The following is a 15,270-nucleotide window of genomic DNA, read 5'->3' on the forward strand; positions in this document are numbered from 1 at the left end:
CTAACCTAGAGCGCGATTGCGCGATAGTTTAGTGCGAGCGACAATATCTGTTAAATGAATTATCAAGATATGTCTTATCGGTTATATAGATATGCGATTTACCCTTCGTCAGCTCCAGGTGTTCGTCGCCGTAGCCCAGTACCAGAGCGTCTCGCGCGCCGCGGGTATTCTGGCGCTATCGCAGTCGGCTGCCAGTACATCGATCACCGAACTTGAACGCCAGTCCAGTTGCCAGCTGTTCGACCGCGCCGGCAAACGCCTGAGCCTCAACGCTTTGGGGCACCAATTGCTGCCCCAGGCCGTGGCCTTGCTCGACCAGGCCAAGGAAATCGAAGACCTGCTCAACGGCAAGTCCGGCTTTGGCTCATTGGCGGTAGGCGCGACCCTGACTATCGGCAACTACCTGGCGACTTTGCTGATCGGCAGTTTCATGCAGGTCCACCCGGAAAGTCAGGTCAAGCTCCATGTGCAGAACACTGCGCATATCGTGCAACAGGTTGCCCACTACGAAATTGATCTGGGTCTAATCGAAGGCGACTGCAACCACCCGGACCTGGAAGTCCAACCCTGGGTCGAAGATGAACTGGTAGTGTTTTGCGCGCCGCAGCACCCGCTGGCCAGCCGTGGCCAAGCGAGCATGGAGGAGCTGACCCGCGAAGCCTGGATCCTGCGCGAGCAAGGCTCCGGTACCCGCCTGACCTTTGACCAGGCCATGCGTCATCACCGCTCCAACCTGAACATCCGCCTGGAGCTGGAACACACCGAAGCGATCAAGCGCGCGGTGGAGTCCGGGCTTGGCATTGGCTGCATCTCTCGACTGGCCCTGCGCGATGCCTTTCGGCGCGGCAGCCTGGTGGCGGTTGAAACACCGGACCTGGACCTGGCCCGGCAGTTCTATTTCATCTGGCATAAACAGAAGTACCAGACCTCTGCAATGCGCGAATTCCTCGAACTGTGCCGAAGCTTCACCGCCGGGGTACAGCGCAGCGACGAAATCGTCCTGCCGACCATTGCCTAGAGCAGGATCACCGCCCAGACCAGCCCCACCATGGTCAGGGCGACGAACTGCGCGGCGCTGCCCATGTCCTTGGCATTCTTGGACAAGGGGTGACGGTCGAGAGAAATCCGATCGATCGCCGCCTCCACTGCCGAGTTCAACAGTTCGACGATCAGCCCCAGCAGGCACACGGCGATCAGGATCGCGCGCTCAGCACGGCTGACATCCAGCCAGAAGGCCACTGGAATCAATACGACGTTGAGCAGTACCAACTGGCGGAACGCAGCTTCGCCGGTAAACGCTGCGCGCAAACCGTCAAACGAATAGCCGGCAGCGTTGAAGATACGTTTGAGGCCGGTCTGGCCCTTGAAAGGCGATGACATAGAGAGTTGGTTCGTCCACTGAAAAGCGCTGAAGCCTATGGGAAACAGAGTCAAAAAAACGTGAAGGCCATTGGCCTCAACTGGAGGAAACCGATTCCAATTGTTGCAACAACAAGGCCGCCTGGGTCCGGGTTCGCACACCCAGTTTGCGGAAGATCGCCGTAACGTGCGCCTTGATGGTGGCTTCCGAGACGCTCAGCTCATAGGCGATCTGTTTGTTCAACAGGCCTTCGCAGACCATGGTCAGCACCCGGAACTGCTGGGGCGTCAGGCTGGCCAGGCCTTCACTGGCGGCCTTGGCTTCGGCGGAGACATCCACTTTTTCAAATGCCTGCGGCGGCCACCAGACCTCGCCGTCGAGCACCTTGCGCACTGCATCCTGTATATCTTCCAGCGGGCTGGACTTGGGGATGAAGCCACTGGCGCCAAACTCGCGGGACTTGACCACGACCGAAGCTTCTTCCTGAGCCGAGACCATCACCACCGGGATCTGCGGGTACTGACCGCGCAACAGTACCAGCCCAGAAAAACCGTAGGCTCCCGGCATGTTGAGGTCCAGCAGCACCAGGTCCCAGTCGGACTTCTCGGTGAGGCGCGTTTCCAGTTCGGCGATGCTCGCCACCTCTACCAGGCGCACATCAGGCCCCAGGCCGAGGGTTACGGCCTGGCGCAGTGCGCTGCGAAACAGTGGGTGGTCATCGGCAATCAGGATTTCGTACGTGGCCATCGATCTAATGATCCTGTTCTGTGCAGGCGCAGGGAGGAAGAATAGGCGCCTGGCTGGCAACTCAAGGTGCTGACGGCACAACCGCGCACCCAAAAGGCCTATCAAGGTCGGAAAAACAGTGTTTCAAACCTTGTACAAGCCTGAATCGGCGCCAAGAATGCCCAGCCACGACCAGGTGGTCAAGTTGATTGCCCGGTCGTTGCAGACATGCCTTGGATGTCAGCCTGCCTATTATGACCCAATGCGCAACACCTGCCCCTTGTACTATAGGAAGGTATGCAAGCGCTGATGCACCGCATCTCCTTCATCGATAGCCCATTGGTACTTGGCACTGAGGTAATGGGTGCTGAACACATCCAGATAGGCATCCAGTGCGTCGGCGGCGCGCTGGTCACCGGCCAGCTCGAGGCACATGGCGGCCACCTCGGCGGTGCAGAAATGATCGTCACGCTTGGAGCGACGCAAACGGTAGCGCGAGATCTGCTCGGGCTGCAGGCTCAATACCGGGAATCGCTCCAGGTACGGGCTTTTTCGGAACATCTTGCGCGCTTCGGTCCAGGTTGCATCCAGCAAGATGAACAAGGGCCGCTTGCCAGGCTCGCGCACCACTTCATTGACCACCCGCTGCGGTGCAACAAATTCCCCGGGGAAGACGATATACGGCTGCCAATGCGGTTGATCGAGCAGCGCCAATAGTGCCTCGTCCACCGCAGTTCGCTGCCAGCCGAATGCCGAGGTATCGGCAATCAGGTCAGCGATCAACCAGCCTGTGTTGCTCGGCTTCAATGGCTCGGTGTCATGCATCAGCAGGCACATTGCCGAGTCGGACGGCACCCGCGGCCGCCAGGCACACAAACAATGGCTGAACACCACCCGACACTGCGGGCAGCGTGGCGCTCGTGAACCGCGCGCAACAAAGGGTTTGACACTGCGCGCCAGGCGTTCGGCACGCAGCCGCGATACGGCATGGCTCATGACAGCAGACTACATAGGCAGGAAAGAGATGGCACTGCACAGACTCAGCAAGACAGAAAAACCGGGCTAGTTTATCAGAGCCTGCCTACTGGCAGACGGTAATTGCCGTGCAGCCACAGTGCGGTCTCCCCTATAATCCACGTCCTGTCGCTACCCGCTGGCACCGCCACTACGCCGTGACGGAACACCGAGCGCAGTTGCCGGTCCAAACGCCAGTTACCGAACCAGGAGAAATTCATGCTGCGTTTCATCGCCCCGTCCTTGAGCCTGTTGCTCGCCCTGCCCCTGGCGGCCAATGCTGCCTCCAAGCAGGAGTACGAACTGAGCAAGATGCTGCAAAAAGTAGCTACGGAAAGCAGCGTGGGCACGCCGCGAGCGATCAATGAAGACATCCTCGACCAGGGTTATACCGTCGAGGGCAAGCAACTGATCAATCACCTGAGCGTACTTCCCAGCCACGCCGAGAAAATGAAGGCCGACCCGAACCGGGTACGCAGCCAACTGGGTGACAGCGTGTGCAAGAACACAGGTTTTCGCCAGTTGCTTGCCAAAGGTGCGGTGTTGACCTATCGCTTCACCGAATACAAGACCAATCGCCCGGTCAGCGAGCAGGCCTTCAATGCCGCCAGCTGCGGTATCAAGACCACCAAGTAGGCCTACGCCAACTGTTCACTGTCGCGCCGCTGTTTTTCATCGGCGCGCAGTTCTGCCACCAGGGCCTGGATGTAGCGTGAGTGCCGATCCCCTCCCCCCAGGCGACGCAGGCACTCCTCTTCAACACTCAGGTTGTTGGCCTGGGCCGCACGTTCGAGCAATTCGAACAGATGCGCATCCAGCTCCAGATTCAGCCGTTGCATGTGCCAGACCTCCCGCACCGCTACAGTCGCTGTGAACTCCAGTTAACCAGACCCTCGCCCGGGTTGGATCCCGGCTGACGAATGGTGCTGCGCGGCTTGTCATCCTTGCCTGCGTTCCTGGAGAACCTTCGGGCACAAACATCCCGCAGGGTCTAGATTGATAGCAAGTGCCCGCTACTTTCCAGGCACGCAAAAAGGGGGGGCGACTGCCGACGGGCCGCATTTGCTATATCGAATAAAAACGACTGAACACTCATCATTACTGCATTGAGACCTTGCAGGTCTACTGCAATGCTCGAGGCGCACACTCGAGCCACGGCAGCCAGCGACACACGCAGTGTCGCGGCCGGACACCCCATCCGTCCGGTCAGAGGTTTTGCTGCAGAAGGAGACGTTGAATGCCTTATCAACCGAACGAATTGCTATCGAGTCACTTCAAGAACAACGGGATTGACCTGAGCAAACTGGAAGAACAACTGACACTGGTTGCCTCCAATAGCGCCAACCTTCCGCTGTACCGCGACATGATGCTGACCGTCTTGCGCATGGCCCACGACGACAGCAACCGCTGGAACGCCAAGATCACATTGCAAGCCCTGCGCGAACTGGACCATGCGTTTCGTACCCTGGAACAGTACAAGGGGCGGCGCAAGGTCACGGTCTTCGGCTCAGCCCGTACCCCGGTCGAACACCCCATGTATGCATTGGCCAGGGAACTGGGCGCGACACTGGCCCGCTCCAACCTGATGGTCATCACCGGCGCCGGCGGCGGCATCATGGCTGCAGCCCACGAAGGCGCAGGTGTCGATCACAGCCTGGGGTTCAATATCACCCTGCCGTTCGAGCAGCATGCCAATGCCACGGTAGACGGTACGGACAAGCTGCTGCCCTTCCACTTCTTCTTCATTCGCAAGCTGTTCTTCGTCAAGGAAGCCGATGCGCTGGTGCTCTGCCCTGGTGGTTTCGGCACGCTGGATGAAGCATTGGAAGTGCTCACACTGATCCAGACCGGCAAGAGCCCGCTGGTACCTGTAGTGCTGCTGGACTCCCCAGGCGGCAACTTCTGGCAGGACGCCCTGAACTTCATTACCCGGCAACTGGAAGAGAATCGCTACATCCTGCCTAGCGACATGAAGCTGCTGCGCCTGGTGTACAGCGCCGAAGAGGCGGTGGAGGAAATAAACCAGTTCTACAGCAACTATCACTCAAGCCGCTGGTTGAAGAATCAGTTCGTGATCCGCATGCATCACCCATTGAGCGAAGCGGCGTTGTTCGATCTCCAGGAAGGATTTGCCGACCTGCGCCTCAGCGGCCACTATCACCAGCACGCCTATGCTGGCGAGCACCACGACGAACCCAGGTTCAGTCACCTGACCCGCCTGGCCTTTGCCTTCAACGGTCGTGATCAGGGGCGTCTGCGCGAACTGGTGGACTTCATCAACCTGCCGGAAAACTGGGCGAAGCCCCAGCCGATGCACACCACGCAACGCGCCCGCGAAGCCTTGAAGGTTACTTGAGCACCATCCGAAACTAGTCGTCCAACCCACGGCCGCTCAACAGGCGGCCGATCATGTCCATGGAGAAGCCACGGTAGACCAGAAAACGGGTTTGCTGTGCGCGGGCGCGCGGATCGGCGGGGCGTTGACCCGAAAACTTGCGCTGCCAGACATCCTGCAACTGCGCTGCCCAATCCACCCCGCACTCGCGCAGGGCCTGATCGATATCACCACGTTGCAAGCCACGCTGGCCCAGCTCTTCGCGTATGCGCGCCGGACCGTAGCCAGAGCGCGAACGGTAGCTGATGAAGCTTTCCAGGTAACGGGCTTCACTGAGCAGGCCTTCTTCCGTCAGACGGTCGAGTTCCTGGTCAATTAATTCGGGGGGAGCGCCGCGCTGACGCAATTTGCGCGTCAGCTCGACTCGACCATGCTCGCGGCGTGCGAGCAGGTCCATGGCTGTCCGCCTTACGGCGACGGGAGTGTCGAGTACGACGGACATGAGGGCAAATCAATAGCCGGCTTCGGCGTCAGCCAGATCGTCTTCAGGCTCGGCGCTTACCGCTGCTGCCTTGCCCGCGGCCTCGACAGCACCTGCATTGAGCAGTTTGTCGCGAATCTGCTTCTCGAGGGTGGCGGCGATTTCCGGGTTTTCCTGAAGGAACTTGGCCGAGTTGGCCTTGCCCTGGCCAATCTTGCTGCCCTGGTAGCTGTACCAGGCGCCGGATTTTTCCAGGAAGCCGTGCAGCACGCCCAGGTCGATGATCTCGCCGTTGCGGTAGATACCCTTGCCGTAGAGGATCTGGAACTCAGCCTGACGGAAAGGTGGCGCCACCTTGTTCTTGACGATCTTGACGCGGGTTTCGCTACCGACCACTTCGTCGCCTTCCTTCACCGCGCCGGTACGGCGGATGTCGAGACGAACCGAGGCGTAGAACTTCAGCGCGTTACCACCGGTGGTGGTTTCCGGGCTACCGAACATCACGCCGATCTTCATGCGGATCTGGTTGATGAAAATCACCAGGCAGTTGGCGTTCTTGATGTTACCGGTGATTTTACGCAGCGCCTGGGACATCAGGCGGGCCTGCAGGCCCACGTGCATGTCGCCCATTTCGCCTTCGATCTCGGCCTTGGGTACCAGGGCGGCGACGGAGTCGACAATGATCACATCAACGGCGTTGGAGCGCACCAGCATGTCGGTGATTTCCAGGGCCTGTTCGCCGGTGTCTGGCTGCGAGACCAGCAGGTCGTCGACATTGACGCCCAGCTTGCCGGCGTATTCGGGGTCGAGTGCGTGTTCGGCATCGACGAAGGCGCAGGTAGCGCCCATTTTCTGAGCCTGGGCGATGACCGACAGGGTCAGGGTGGTTTTACCGGACGACTCAGGGCCGTAGATCTCGACGATACGGCCTTTTGGCAGGCCACCAATGCCCAGGGCGATGTCCAGGCCCAGGGAGCCGGTGGAAATGGCCGGGATTGCCTGGCGCTCGTGGTCGCCCATGCGCATGACCGCGCCTTTACCGAATTGACGTTCGATTTGCCCCAGGGCCGCAGCCAAGGCGCGCTTCTTGTTGTCGTCCATTGAAGTCCTCACGTAATCGATAGGGCCTGACGGCCTGAACACCTGTATAAGTAGCCAGTATTATTCCACAGGGTTTTCTTTCCGCCTACCCCCGAATTGCGATTTACTCCGCGCCAAGGTGTAACAAGCCCTCTAGCGCGGCGATTACCGTTTGTCGGCGTACCTCGTCGCGGTCGCCCTCGAAGTGCCGGCGCTCGCTGCTTACGTGGCTGCCATCGGCCCAGGCCAGCCAAACGGTACCCACCGGTTTTGCCGACGAACCGCCATCCGGCCCGGCCACACCACTGACTGCCACGGCAAAACGCGCCCCACTGGCAGCCTGCGCGCCACGCACCATGGCCTCTACCACCTCCTGGCTGACCGCACCCACCTGGGCGAACAAGGCCTCGGGTACCGCCAACTGACGGGTTTTCTGCCGATTGGAGTAGGTCACATAACCGGCTTCGAACCAGGCCGAGCTGCCCGGAATCCGGGTGATAGCCTCGGCAATACCACCGCCGGTGCAGGATTCGGCCGTGGTGACGTGGGCGTTGAAACGGCGCAAGTGTTCACCCAGCCGGGCAGAAAGCGCTGTGATCGGATCCATGGCAAGCTCCTTGAAAGACTGCCGCCTACCCTACACCAGCTGCGGCCTGCCACACATCCTCAACGCACCAGGGCCCGCACGTAGGCCTGGCATGCCCGCAAGGCGATCAATCCCCGATCGCCCCGGTCGGTGATGGCGATAATTCGTCTAGCATGCGCCGGCTCAAGTCGGGCGCGTACGGCGTCATGATCCAGGCAGGCGGTGACGGCGGAGGCGGGCACATCGGTGCAGCCGGCAGCGTCACGCTCGACCAGGACCGACAACCGCAGATCAGCAGTAGCCAGGCGGTCACGCAAGCGCGCCTGATGTTCGCGTGCATCGAGTAGCTCCTGATAATGAAGTTGATCGCTGGCCTGCAACTGCTGCTCAAGCCCCTGGCGTTGCTGGCGCTCGGCAAGCAGTTGCACGACGGCGGACTCTGTCTGTGCCTGCCGCTGCTGCGTACAGGCATGTGCCTGCTGCTCCAACTGGCGCCCCAGGCGCCAGCCCTGGACCTGCCAGGTCAGCGCACACATCAGCAGCACCAGCGCCAGCACGCCCCCCAGTTGCACACGGCTCAACCCAACACCTCACGGGCCCGCGCCCAGAGTTTCAAACGCTCCTCCAGGCCGTTCAGACCGCCATTGATATGGCGGGTAATGCGGTTGAACTCGCCACGGTCAGCCAACTGATTCAACCCTCGCGAGTGCCAGAACCACGCGGCAGACTCCGAGGCCCATTGCGGCTGTTCAAGCAACTGCGGTTGTTCAAGCAGACGATCGTCCCCAAACAGCGCCACGCTGCAGGCCCGGTAGTTGTTGCGCCCGGTGATCTGGATCAGGCCTCGTCCACAGTACAACTGGCCATCCCCATCGGCTTCGGCAGTATTGCCAAGGCGCGATGCCAGGCTGCCGGTGTCGTAGCGCGATAGGTAGCGCTCGCTGCCCAGCTCTTTGACATAGCGCAGCTGGCCGGATTCGTGCCCCACCTGGGCGAGAAAGGCTGCGACTCGCCGCGGGGTGTTGATCGCCCAGCGGGTCATGGCCTGATTAATTGCCGGTAAAAAAACACCCGCATTGAGGCGGGCGTTCGGAAACACGGCTGCAAGTTGTTCCAATGTCATGTCCACACTCCATGTCCAGGTAGGGGGTCAACGTTGCTCCGCCTTGAGTGACGCAGGGCCTGAATGTTGTTCGCGTCCTCGACGAAGTCGATCCCCCAGAACTGCTTGCGCAGCAGTACTGCCAGTTGGACGGCCAACGTCACGGCGCGCAAGGGCGCATGAACATCACCGGCATCTACATGGATACGTGCCTCGATAGTCGCCTGGATGCATGAGCGACCATCGCCCGGGTCTAGTGCGGGCCTCAAGGCGGTAATGGAATGAAACAGCGCCGGCATGGCCGTGCTGCTGTCGGCGGTCACATAGGCATCGACGGTTGCAAGCTCCGGCATGGTTGCCTTGATGGTTGTAGTGATGGCCTGGTGCAAGGTCGTCAGTTCGCTCATGGTCATTCCCTCTTTTTATTGCCCCGTTGGTGAAGACCCGAGCGTTGCGTCTCCACGCCCAGGCGTCTCGCCGCCCAGCGCTCATAAAGGCCGATCGCCATGTCCGCACCGGCCATGGCTGTCAGGCAGCCAAAGGCGCTGGCGCTCCAGATCGACATGCCACTGGCATACAGCAGCATCACCGTGGAGACACCGCAGACCATGCAGGCTCCCGAGCGCAGGAGAAGACGCCGGAGCAGAGCCCAGCCTCGCGCGCCGTCCTTGTCTGCTCGCCACATTTCGCCGCTCAGGCCGCCCAGTAAAGCCAGGACGATCACCAGCCAGATCGGCATTTCCAGCAACGTCTGTTGCTCGCTTGTCACTGTCCTGTCTCCTTTGATAGATCCGCTCGGCACGTTGCCTGCGGCGTTCGTTGTCGAACCGATCACTCGGCATTCCAAAAAGCCCGGGGCTGCCCAGGCTCTTCAGTAATGCGTTGTCCAATTGCCAGCCACGTCTGGTGCACTGTGCAACTGCGCTTCGAATTGTTCCTCCGGCCGCGGCCGCCTGCCCGCCGGAAAACTGCTTGTGGTGCTTTACGCTGCACACCCGGGCCAGTTGCCAACCCTCTGAATCGTTGAGGCCGATCCATCGCTGCCTTTTCACTGCCGGTGTCGACCGGCTTGAGACAAAGATTATGCATTGATGCATATGCAGTCAATGCATTCATGGAAATATTTATGCATGATGATTTGCGCCTACGCATGGAGCCTTTGTCTGGCAAGGGCTTGCGGGTTTCCAGCAGGCGAAAAAAAACCCGCCGAGGCGGGTTTTCTGAATCAGGCGGGTGCTTCAGCGGGCGTACATGCCCCACCAGAAGACGTGACCGAGGATGCTGATCTGCTCTTCCTGCATCTGCTGGAAGCTGTAATCCTCATCCGGATGTTCGTCACGATTGAAGCTGCGCAGCCGGATACCGGTAGGCAGGCGGTAAAGCTGCTTCACCCGTAACTGGCCATTGTGATTGATGGCATAGAGATCACCATCGACTATATCGCCAATACCGCTCTTGCCGGCATTGACCCCTACCGTGGCGCCATCGCGCAGCACCGGCAACATGCTGTTGCCGCGCACGGTGACGCATTTGGCCTGGTCGAACTGCACGCCGTTATGACGCAGGCTGCGCTTGCCGAAGCGCAGGCTGGCCTTCTCGCTTTCCTCAATGACAAATCGTCCCGACCCTGCTGCCAACTCGACCTCGCGAAGAAACGGAATGGACACCTCGTCGTCCTCGATCGGGGTGTCGTCATCCCACAGGCTGATGTCGTGCAACTCGGCATGGCTGCGGGCAGGCGCTGCCTCGCGGCTCTCGCCCAGGCCGACACGACCACGCAGTTGATCGGTACTCACCCCGAAGTACTCGGCGATTTTTGACACATGCTTGTCGGAAGGATCGACGATCTTCTCGCTGAGAATGCGCGACAGGGTGGATTGCGGCACGCCGGTACGCCGGTGAAGCTCCGTGGGGGAGATACCGTGGCGGTCGAGCAGTGCTCTCAAGACGGATGCTACGTTGCGTTTTTGCATAATCCGCATAATGCAGAGCGTTGGTGCAAATTGCAATTGCTCCAATGCACGAAAGTGCATGGACAAATGGTCGCGACGTAGCCGATGGCCTCGGCATCCACGGCAAAATCCCTGTACCATTGCCCGCTTGCCTTTGGTCTAAACGACACTGCGAGCCAAGTTTCTGTAATGAGCGATCTTTCCGCACACACTCCGATGATGCAGCAGTACTGGAAGCTGAAAAACCAGCACCCGGACCAGCTGATGTTCTACCGCATGGGCGACTTCTACGAAATCTTCTATGAAGATGCGAAAAAAGCCGCAAAACTCCTGGATATCACCCTGACCGCCCGCGGGCAGTCGGCGGGCCAGTCGATTCCCATGTGCGGTATTCCCTTCCACGCAGCCGAAGGGTACCTGGCCAAGCTGGTCAAGCTGGGCGAGTCGGTGGTGATCTGCGAGCAGATCGGCGACCCGGCCACCAGCAAGGGCCCGGTGGAGCGCCAGGTGGTGCGGATTATCACGCCGGGCACCGTCAGCGACGAGGCGCTGCTCGATGAGCGCCGCGACAACCTTATCGCGGCCGTGTTGGGTGACGAGCGCCTGTTCGGCCTGGCGGTGCTGGATATCACCAGCGGCAACTTCACGGTGCTCGAAATCAAGGGCTGGGAAAACCTGCTGGCCGAGCTCGAACGCATCAATCCGGTGGAACTGCTGATTCCCGATGATTGGCCGCAAGGCCTGCCGGCCGAGAAGCGCCGAGGCGCTCGTCGTCGCGCGCCGTGGGACTTCGACCGCGATTCGGCACGCAAGAGCCTGTGCCAGCAGTTCGCGACCCAGGATCTCAAGGGTTTTGGCTGTGAAAAGCTGACCCTGGCCATTGGTGCTGCGGGCTGTCTGCTCGGCTATGCCAAGGAAACCCAGCGCACCGCCCTGCCCCATTTGCGCAGCCTCAAACATGAGCGCCTGGACGATACCGTGGTGCTCGACGGCGCCAGCCGTCGCAACCTGGAGCTGGACGTCAACCTCGCCGGTGGTCGCGACAACACCTTGCAGTCGGTCATCGACCGCTGCCAGACCGCCATGGGTAGCCGCCTGCTGACCCGCTGGCTGAACCGTCCGCTGCGAGACTTGAAGGTGCTTCAGGCCCGCCAGGGATCGATTCGCTGCCTGCTCGATGGCTACCGCTTCGAGAAACTGCAACCGCAACTCAAGGAAATCGGCGATATCGAGCGGATTCTCGCTCGTATCGGCTTGCGCAATGCACGTCCGCGGGACCTGGCTCGTCTGCGCGACGCCCTCGGTGCCTTGCCTGAACTGCAAAACGCCATGGCCGAGCTCGAGGCGCCGCATCTCGCCCGTCTGGCGGCCATTGCCGGCACTTACCCGGAACTGGCCGACCTGCTGGAAAAAGCCATCGTCGATAGTCCGCCTGCGGTGATCCGCGACGGCGGCGTCCTCAAGACCGGCTACGACAGCGAGTTGGACGAGCTGCTGGCAATGAGCGAGAACGCCGGCCAGTTCCTCATCGACCTGGAAGCACGGGAAAAAGCGCGTACCGGCCTGGCCAACCTCAAGGTCGGCTACAACCGTGTACATGGCTATTTCATCGAGCTGCCGAGCAAGCAGGCGGAGCAGGCACCTGCCGACTATATTCGTCGCCAGACCCTCAAAGGTGCCGAACGCTTCATCACTCCAGAGCTGAAAACCTTCGAAGACAAGGCGCTGTCGGCCAAGAGCCGCGCACTGGCTCGAGAAAAGATGCTCTATGACGCGCTGCTCGAGACCCTGATCAGTCACCTGGCGCCGCTGCAGGACACCGCCGCCGCCCTGGCCGAACTGGATGTGCTGAGCAACCTGGCCGAACGCGCGCTGAACCTGGACTTGAACTGCCCGAGCTTCGTCGACGAACCGTGCATGCGTATCAGCCAGGGCCGCCACCCCGTGGTCGAGCAAGTGCTGACCACGCCGTTTGTGGCCAATGACCTGGCACTGGACGACAACACCCGCATGCTGGTGATTACCGGTCCGAACATGGGCGGTAAATCCACCTACATGCGTCAAACCGCCCTGATCGTGCTGATGGCGCACATCGGCAGTTTCGTACCGGCGGCCAGCTGTGAGCTGTCGCTGGTTGATCGGATCTTTACCCGGATCGGCTCCAGCGACGACCTGGCCGGTGGACGCTCGACCTTCATGGTCGAGATGAGCGAAACCGCCAACATCCTGCATAACGCCACTGACCGCAGCCTGGTGCTAATGGACGAAGTGGGCCGTGGCACCAGCACCTTCGACGGCCTGTCGCTCGCCTGGGCAGCAGCAGAGCGACTGGCCCAGTTGCGCGCCTACACGTTGTTCGCCACGCATTACTTCGAGCTGACCGTACTGCCGGAAAACGAGCCGCTGGTGGCGAACGTGCACCTCAACGCCACCGAGCACAACGAGCGGATCGTGTTCCTGCACCACGTGCTGCCTGGGCCTGCCAGCCAGAGCTATGGCCTGGCCGTGGCCCAATTGGCCGGTGTGCCGACGCCAGTGATCCAGCGCGCCCGTGAGCATCTGGGGCGCCTGGAAACGGCTAGCCTGCCCCATGAAACACCAGCCTTGAGCAAAGGTGCGCCGGATGTTCCGCACCAGAGCGACCTGTTTGCCAGCCTGCCCCACCCGGCCATCGAGAAGCTCGGGAAGCTCGACCTGGACAATATGACGCCGCGCCAAGCTATCGAAATGCTCTATACACTGAAGACTCTGTTATAACGCGCACCCGCACAAGCTGATAGAATCCCGCGCGGTTTGGCGGTGCTGCAGGTTACTAGCCTGGCCTGTAGCCGAACGACCAAACCGCGCGACCCTGTCTGGAAGGGTATCGCTGCCGTCGCCTGAGGAGAGAATTAGAAATGACCTTCGTCGTCACCGACAACTGCATCAAGTGCAAGTACACCGACTGCGTAGAAGTCTGTCCGGTGGACTGCTTCTACGAAGGCCCGAACTTCCTGGTCATTCACCCGGATGAGTGCATCGACTGTGCGCTGTGCGAGCCTGAATGCCCCGCCCAAGCCATTTTCTCGGAAGATGAAGTGCCGAGCGGCATGGAAAATTTCATCGAGCTCAATGCCGAGCTCGCGGAAATCTGGCCGAACATCACCGAGCGTAAAGACGCTCTGCCAGATGCCGAAGAGTGGGATGGCAAGCCAGGCAAGATCGCCGATCTGGAGCGCTAAACGTTCGAGATCAAAAAAAGGCCCTTCGGGGCCTTTTTTCATGTTTGCGTGGGCAAAAAAAAGGGGCGGTTTGACCCGCCCACATTTTTTCCGTAGTCCCTTTGATCCCTTTCATCATCCTGATGGATCGCGTCCTGCGATGTCCTGACCCTCATCCTTGAAGGCCTGTGTCAGTCCGTAGACACAGTTGAAATACTAGCGCCTTCAGCATTACAAGCAATAGCGCCAACCCCTGCAGCAACGGCGGAAACTTGCTTGAAACAATTAAAAAATACCTTATAAAACAATAGATTAAATAAAAACCCACATTAAAAACGACAACCATTTACTTAAACTCGCAGCAATGGCTTACATGATGCGTAAGCTAAGTCTTACGCAAACAAGGACATTAACAACGGCTTGAGCGCACATTAGCCCTAAGCCGGATGTTTCGGTTGCAACAGCAGGAAAGGTTTCACACGTAAGCAGCTCGCCAGCGCAAATCGAGTAGGAGGCGGATTCACACCCGCCGTCCTCTCACACCACCGTGCGTACGGTTCCGTACACGGCGGTTCAGGTTACGCGGCTAAGCCGGTTAATCGTATCCAGTATCGAGACCAGCCCGAGCCGGTCCCACAGTTTCTTTGGCAGCGCGTAGTTCATATGTTGCGCTCCCGAATTCCACCATGGACCTCGGCCATTGAAGGCTGACTTGTTGGCACGCTCCTCGCTCAACCCCAGGCGCATCAAGTTTCTCAGCCTCGTGGGAGGCTGCTTCCATTGACGCCAGATGACGCAGCGGAGTTTGTGCCTGACCCAACCATCCAGTTCCTCAAGCGGCCGCTTGCTCTGGCTGAGCTTGAAGTAGCTAGCCCAGCCTCTCAGGACGGGGTTGATCCGCTCGATGACAGTCGCCATTTTGCGAGCCCGTACGCTGCGCAGCAGCATTCTGAGCCGGTCGCGTAAGCGGTCTAGGCTCATCCTTGCCACGCGCAGCCTTGGCTGCTGGTGCCAGCTTATCCCATAGCCTAGGTAGTCGCACTTCCACGCCCTTGCCACTTGGCTTTTCTTCCTGTTCACCGTCAGCTTCAGACGTTCTCTCAGGAAGCGCTCGACGCTGACCAACACCCGTTCGCCGGCCCGGGGACTGCGTACATAGATGTTCGCATCATCGGCATAACGTACGAAGCGATGGCCCCGTCGCTCCAGCTCGCGGTCGAGTTCGTCGAGCAGGATGTTCGACAGCAACGGCGAAAGCGGGCCGCCTTGCGGCGTCCCCTCCTGCCGTGGGCTGACGACACCGCCCGACATGATCCCGGCTTCAAGGTAGCGGCGGATAAGCCTGAGTACGCACTTGTCTTTGATCCGACGTTCGATGCAGGCCATGAGGATGTCGTGATTGACCCGATCGAAAAACTTCTCCAGATCGAGTTC

At 60.0% G+C, this 15,270-nt stretch carries 19 protein-coding genes; 5 read left to right on the forward strand and 14 right to left on the reverse strand.

Annotated features, from left to right (window positions below; translation table 11 throughout):
• The first annotated feature begins 91 nt into the window (after positions 1-91).
• On the forward strand, positions 92-1,018 hold the full coding sequence (locus NPS58_RS26815) for a LysR family transcriptional regulator (RefSeq protein WP_028943047.1): 927 nt from the start codon (positions 92-94) through the stop codon (positions 1,016-1,018).
• Here NPS58_RS26815 and NPS58_RS26820 read toward each other — a convergent pair.
• From NPS58_RS26820 to NPS58_RS26835, 4 genes are all read right to left on the reverse strand, one after another.
• The gene (locus tag NPS58_RS26820; RefSeq protein WP_274118231.1) at positions 1,015-1,380 is read right to left on the reverse strand and encodes a diacylglycerol kinase; all 366 of its coding nucleotides are present in this window, start codon (positions 1,378-1,380) and stop codon (positions 1,015-1,017) included. The genes NPS58_RS26815 and NPS58_RS26820 overlap by 4 nt on opposite strands.
• 76 nt (positions 1,381-1,456) lie before the next feature.
• Positions 1,457-2,107 (reverse strand): response regulator transcription factor ErdR, encoded by a 651-nt coding sequence (gene erdR, locus NPS58_RS26825; RefSeq protein WP_028943045.1) that lies wholly within the window; start codon positions 2,105-2,107, stop codon positions 1,457-1,459.
• 264 nt (positions 2,108-2,371) lie between these two features.
• Positions 2,372-3,082, reverse strand: coding sequence for a tRNA-uridine aminocarboxypropyltransferase (locus tag NPS58_RS26830; RefSeq protein WP_274118232.1), 711 nt, complete (start codon positions 3,080-3,082; stop codon positions 2,372-2,374).
• A gap of 74 nt (positions 3,083-3,156) precedes the next feature.
• Positions 3,157-3,321: a hypothetical protein gene (locus NPS58_RS26835; protein WP_274118233.1), complete on the reverse strand. Its 165-nt coding sequence runs from the start codon at positions 3,319-3,321 to the stop codon at positions 3,157-3,159.
• Here NPS58_RS26835 and NPS58_RS26840 point away from each other — a divergent pair.
• Positions 3,320-3,736, forward strand: a complete 417-nt coding sequence (locus NPS58_RS26840; protein WP_028943043.1) for a quorum-sensing-regulated virulence factor family protein — start codon at positions 3,320-3,322, stop codon at positions 3,734-3,736. The genes NPS58_RS26835 and NPS58_RS26840 overlap by 2 nt on opposite strands.
• A 2-nt stretch (positions 3,737-3,738) precedes the next feature.
• On the opposite strand, the gene NPS58_RS26845 is transcribed toward NPS58_RS26840, so the two are convergent.
• On the reverse strand, positions 3,739-3,939 hold the full coding sequence (locus NPS58_RS26845; RefSeq protein ID WP_274118234.1) for a hypothetical protein: 201 nt from the start codon (positions 3,937-3,939) through the stop codon (positions 3,739-3,741).
• A 398-nt stretch (positions 3,940-4,337) separates the two neighbouring features.
• Between NPS58_RS26845 and NPS58_RS26850 the strand changes: the two genes are divergently transcribed.
• The gene (locus NPS58_RS26850) at positions 4,338-5,456 is read left to right on the forward strand and encodes an LOG family protein (protein WP_274118235.1); all 1,119 of its coding nucleotides are present in this window, start codon (positions 4,338-4,340) and stop codon (positions 5,454-5,456) included.
• 13 nt (positions 5,457-5,469) lie between these two features.
• Here the strand turns inward: NPS58_RS26850 and recX are convergent, their stop codons facing one another.
• From recX to NPS58_RS26890, 8 genes are all read right to left on the reverse strand, one after another.
• Positions 5,470-5,937 carry a recombination regulator RecX gene (gene recX, locus NPS58_RS26855; protein WP_274118236.1) on the reverse strand — a complete coding sequence of 156 codons (468 nt, stop codon included), beginning with the start codon at positions 5,935-5,937 and terminating at the stop codon, positions 5,470-5,472.
• Between the two features lie 9 nt (positions 5,938-5,946).
• On the reverse strand, positions 5,947-7,017 hold the full coding sequence (gene recA / locus NPS58_RS26860) for a recombinase RecA (RefSeq protein ID WP_274118237.1): 1,071 nt from the start codon (positions 7,015-7,017) through the stop codon (positions 5,947-5,949).
• Between the two features lie 103 nt (positions 7,018-7,120).
• Entirely contained in the window at positions 7,121-7,603 is a 483-nt protein-coding gene (locus NPS58_RS26865) for a CinA family protein (RefSeq protein ID WP_274118238.1), read from the reverse strand.
• Between the two features lie 59 nt (positions 7,604-7,662).
• Entirely contained in the window at positions 7,663-8,163 is a 501-nt protein-coding gene (locus tag NPS58_RS26870) for a lysis system i-spanin subunit Rz (RefSeq protein ID WP_274118239.1), read from the reverse strand.
• The gene (locus NPS58_RS26875) at positions 8,160-8,705 is read right to left on the reverse strand and encodes a glycoside hydrolase family 19 protein (RefSeq protein ID WP_425313136.1); all 546 of its coding nucleotides are present in this window, start codon (positions 8,703-8,705) and stop codon (positions 8,160-8,162) included. The genes NPS58_RS26870 and NPS58_RS26875 overlap by 4 nt, the downstream gene beginning before the upstream one ends.
• On the reverse strand, positions 8,702-9,091 hold the full coding sequence (locus NPS58_RS26880) for a hypothetical protein (RefSeq protein WP_274118241.1): 390 nt from the start codon (positions 9,089-9,091) through the stop codon (positions 8,702-8,704). The genes NPS58_RS26875 and NPS58_RS26880 overlap by 4 nt, the downstream gene beginning before the upstream one ends.
• Positions 9,092-9,093: 2 nt before the next feature.
• Positions 9,094-9,453: a phage holin family protein gene (locus NPS58_RS26885; RefSeq protein ID WP_274118242.1), complete on the reverse strand. Its 360-nt coding sequence runs from the start codon at positions 9,451-9,453 to the stop codon at positions 9,094-9,096.
• 469 nt (positions 9,454-9,922) lie between these two features.
• Positions 9,923-10,666: a LexA family transcriptional regulator gene (locus tag NPS58_RS26890; protein ID WP_274118243.1), complete on the reverse strand. Its 744-nt coding sequence runs from the start codon at positions 10,664-10,666 to the stop codon at positions 9,923-9,925.
• 159 nt (positions 10,667-10,825) lie between these two features.
• On the opposite strand from NPS58_RS26890, the gene mutS reads away from it, so the two are divergent.
• Positions 10,826-13,393, forward strand: a complete 2,568-nt coding sequence (gene mutS / locus NPS58_RS26895; protein ID WP_274118244.1) for a DNA mismatch repair protein MutS — start codon at positions 10,826-10,828, stop codon at positions 13,391-13,393.
• A 140-nt stretch (positions 13,394-13,533) separates the two neighbouring features.
• On the forward strand, positions 13,534-13,857 hold the full coding sequence (gene fdxA / locus NPS58_RS26900; protein ID WP_003252355.1) for a ferredoxin FdxA: 324 nt from the start codon (positions 13,534-13,536) through the stop codon (positions 13,855-13,857).
• Positions 13,858-14,409: 552 nt separating this feature from the next.
• Here fdxA and NPS58_RS26905 read toward each other — a convergent pair.
• A partial coding sequence (locus NPS58_RS26905; RefSeq protein WP_274118245.1) for a reverse transcriptase domain-containing protein occupies positions 14,410-15,270 on the reverse strand: 861 nt, incomplete at its 5' end.

The organism is Pseudomonas putida (assembly GCF_028682455.1).
GTDB lineage: Bacteria > Pseudomonadota > Gammaproteobacteria > Pseudomonadales > Pseudomonadaceae > Aquipseudomonas > Aquipseudomonas putida_AA.

What these genes read in the sequence shown, in the direction of transcription:
- erdR (WP_028943045.1), bottom strand. Translation starts at nt 2,107, where the DNA reads ATGGCCACGTACGAAATCCTGATTGCCGATGACCACCCACTGTTTCGC.
- NPS58_RS26840 (WP_028943043.1), top strand. Translation starts at nt 3,320, where the DNA reads ATGCTGCGTTTCATCGCCCCGTCCTTGAGCCTGTTGCTCGCCCTGCCC.
- NPS58_RS26820 (WP_274118231.1), bottom strand. Translation starts at nt 1,380, where the DNA reads ATGTCATCGCCTTTCAAGGGCCAGACCGGCCTCAAACGTATCTTCAAC.
- NPS58_RS26830 (WP_274118232.1), bottom strand. Translation starts at nt 3,082, where the DNA reads ATGAGCCATGCCGTATCGCGGCTGCGTGCCGAACGCCTGGCGCGCAGT.
- NPS58_RS26880 (WP_274118241.1), bottom strand. Translation starts at nt 9,091, where the DNA reads ATGAGCGAACTGACGACCTTGCACCAGGCCATCACTACAACCATCAAG.
- NPS58_RS26845 (WP_274118234.1), bottom strand. Translation starts at nt 3,939, where the DNA reads ATGCAACGGCTGAATCTGGAGCTGGATGCGCATCTGTTCGAATTGCTC.
- recX (WP_274118236.1), bottom strand. Translation starts at nt 5,937, where the DNA reads ATGTCCGTCGTACTCGACACTCCCGTCGCCGTAAGGCGGACAGCCATG.
- NPS58_RS26815 (WP_028943047.1), top strand. Translation starts at nt 92, where the DNA reads ATGCGATTTACCCTTCGTCAGCTCCAGGTGTTCGTCGCCGTAGCCCAG.
- NPS58_RS26875 (WP_425313136.1), bottom strand. Translation starts at nt 8,705, where the DNA reads ATGACATTGGAACAACTTGCAGCCGTGTTTCCGAACGCCCGCCTCAAT.
- recA (WP_274118237.1), bottom strand. Translation starts at nt 7,017, where the DNA reads ATGGACGACAACAAGAAGCGCGCCTTGGCTGCGGCCCTGGGGCAAATC.
- mutS (WP_274118244.1), top strand. Translation starts at nt 10,826, where the DNA reads ATGAGCGATCTTTCCGCACACACTCCGATGATGCAGCAGTACTGGAAG.
- NPS58_RS26865 (WP_274118238.1), bottom strand. Translation starts at nt 7,603, where the DNA reads ATGGATCCGATCACAGCGCTTTCTGCCCGGCTGGGTGAACACTTGCGC.
- NPS58_RS26890 (WP_274118243.1), bottom strand. Translation starts at nt 10,666, where the DNA reads ATGCGGATTATGCAAAAACGCAACGTAGCATCCGTCTTGAGAGCACTG.
- fdxA (WP_003252355.1), top strand. Translation starts at nt 13,534, where the DNA reads ATGACCTTCGTCGTCACCGACAACTGCATCAAGTGCAAGTACACCGAC.
- NPS58_RS26835 (WP_274118233.1), bottom strand. Translation starts at nt 3,321, where the DNA reads ATGAATTTCTCCTGGTTCGGTAACTGGCGTTTGGACCGGCAACTGCGC.
- NPS58_RS26850 (WP_274118235.1), top strand. Translation starts at nt 4,338, where the DNA reads ATGCCTTATCAACCGAACGAATTGCTATCGAGTCACTTCAAGAACAAC.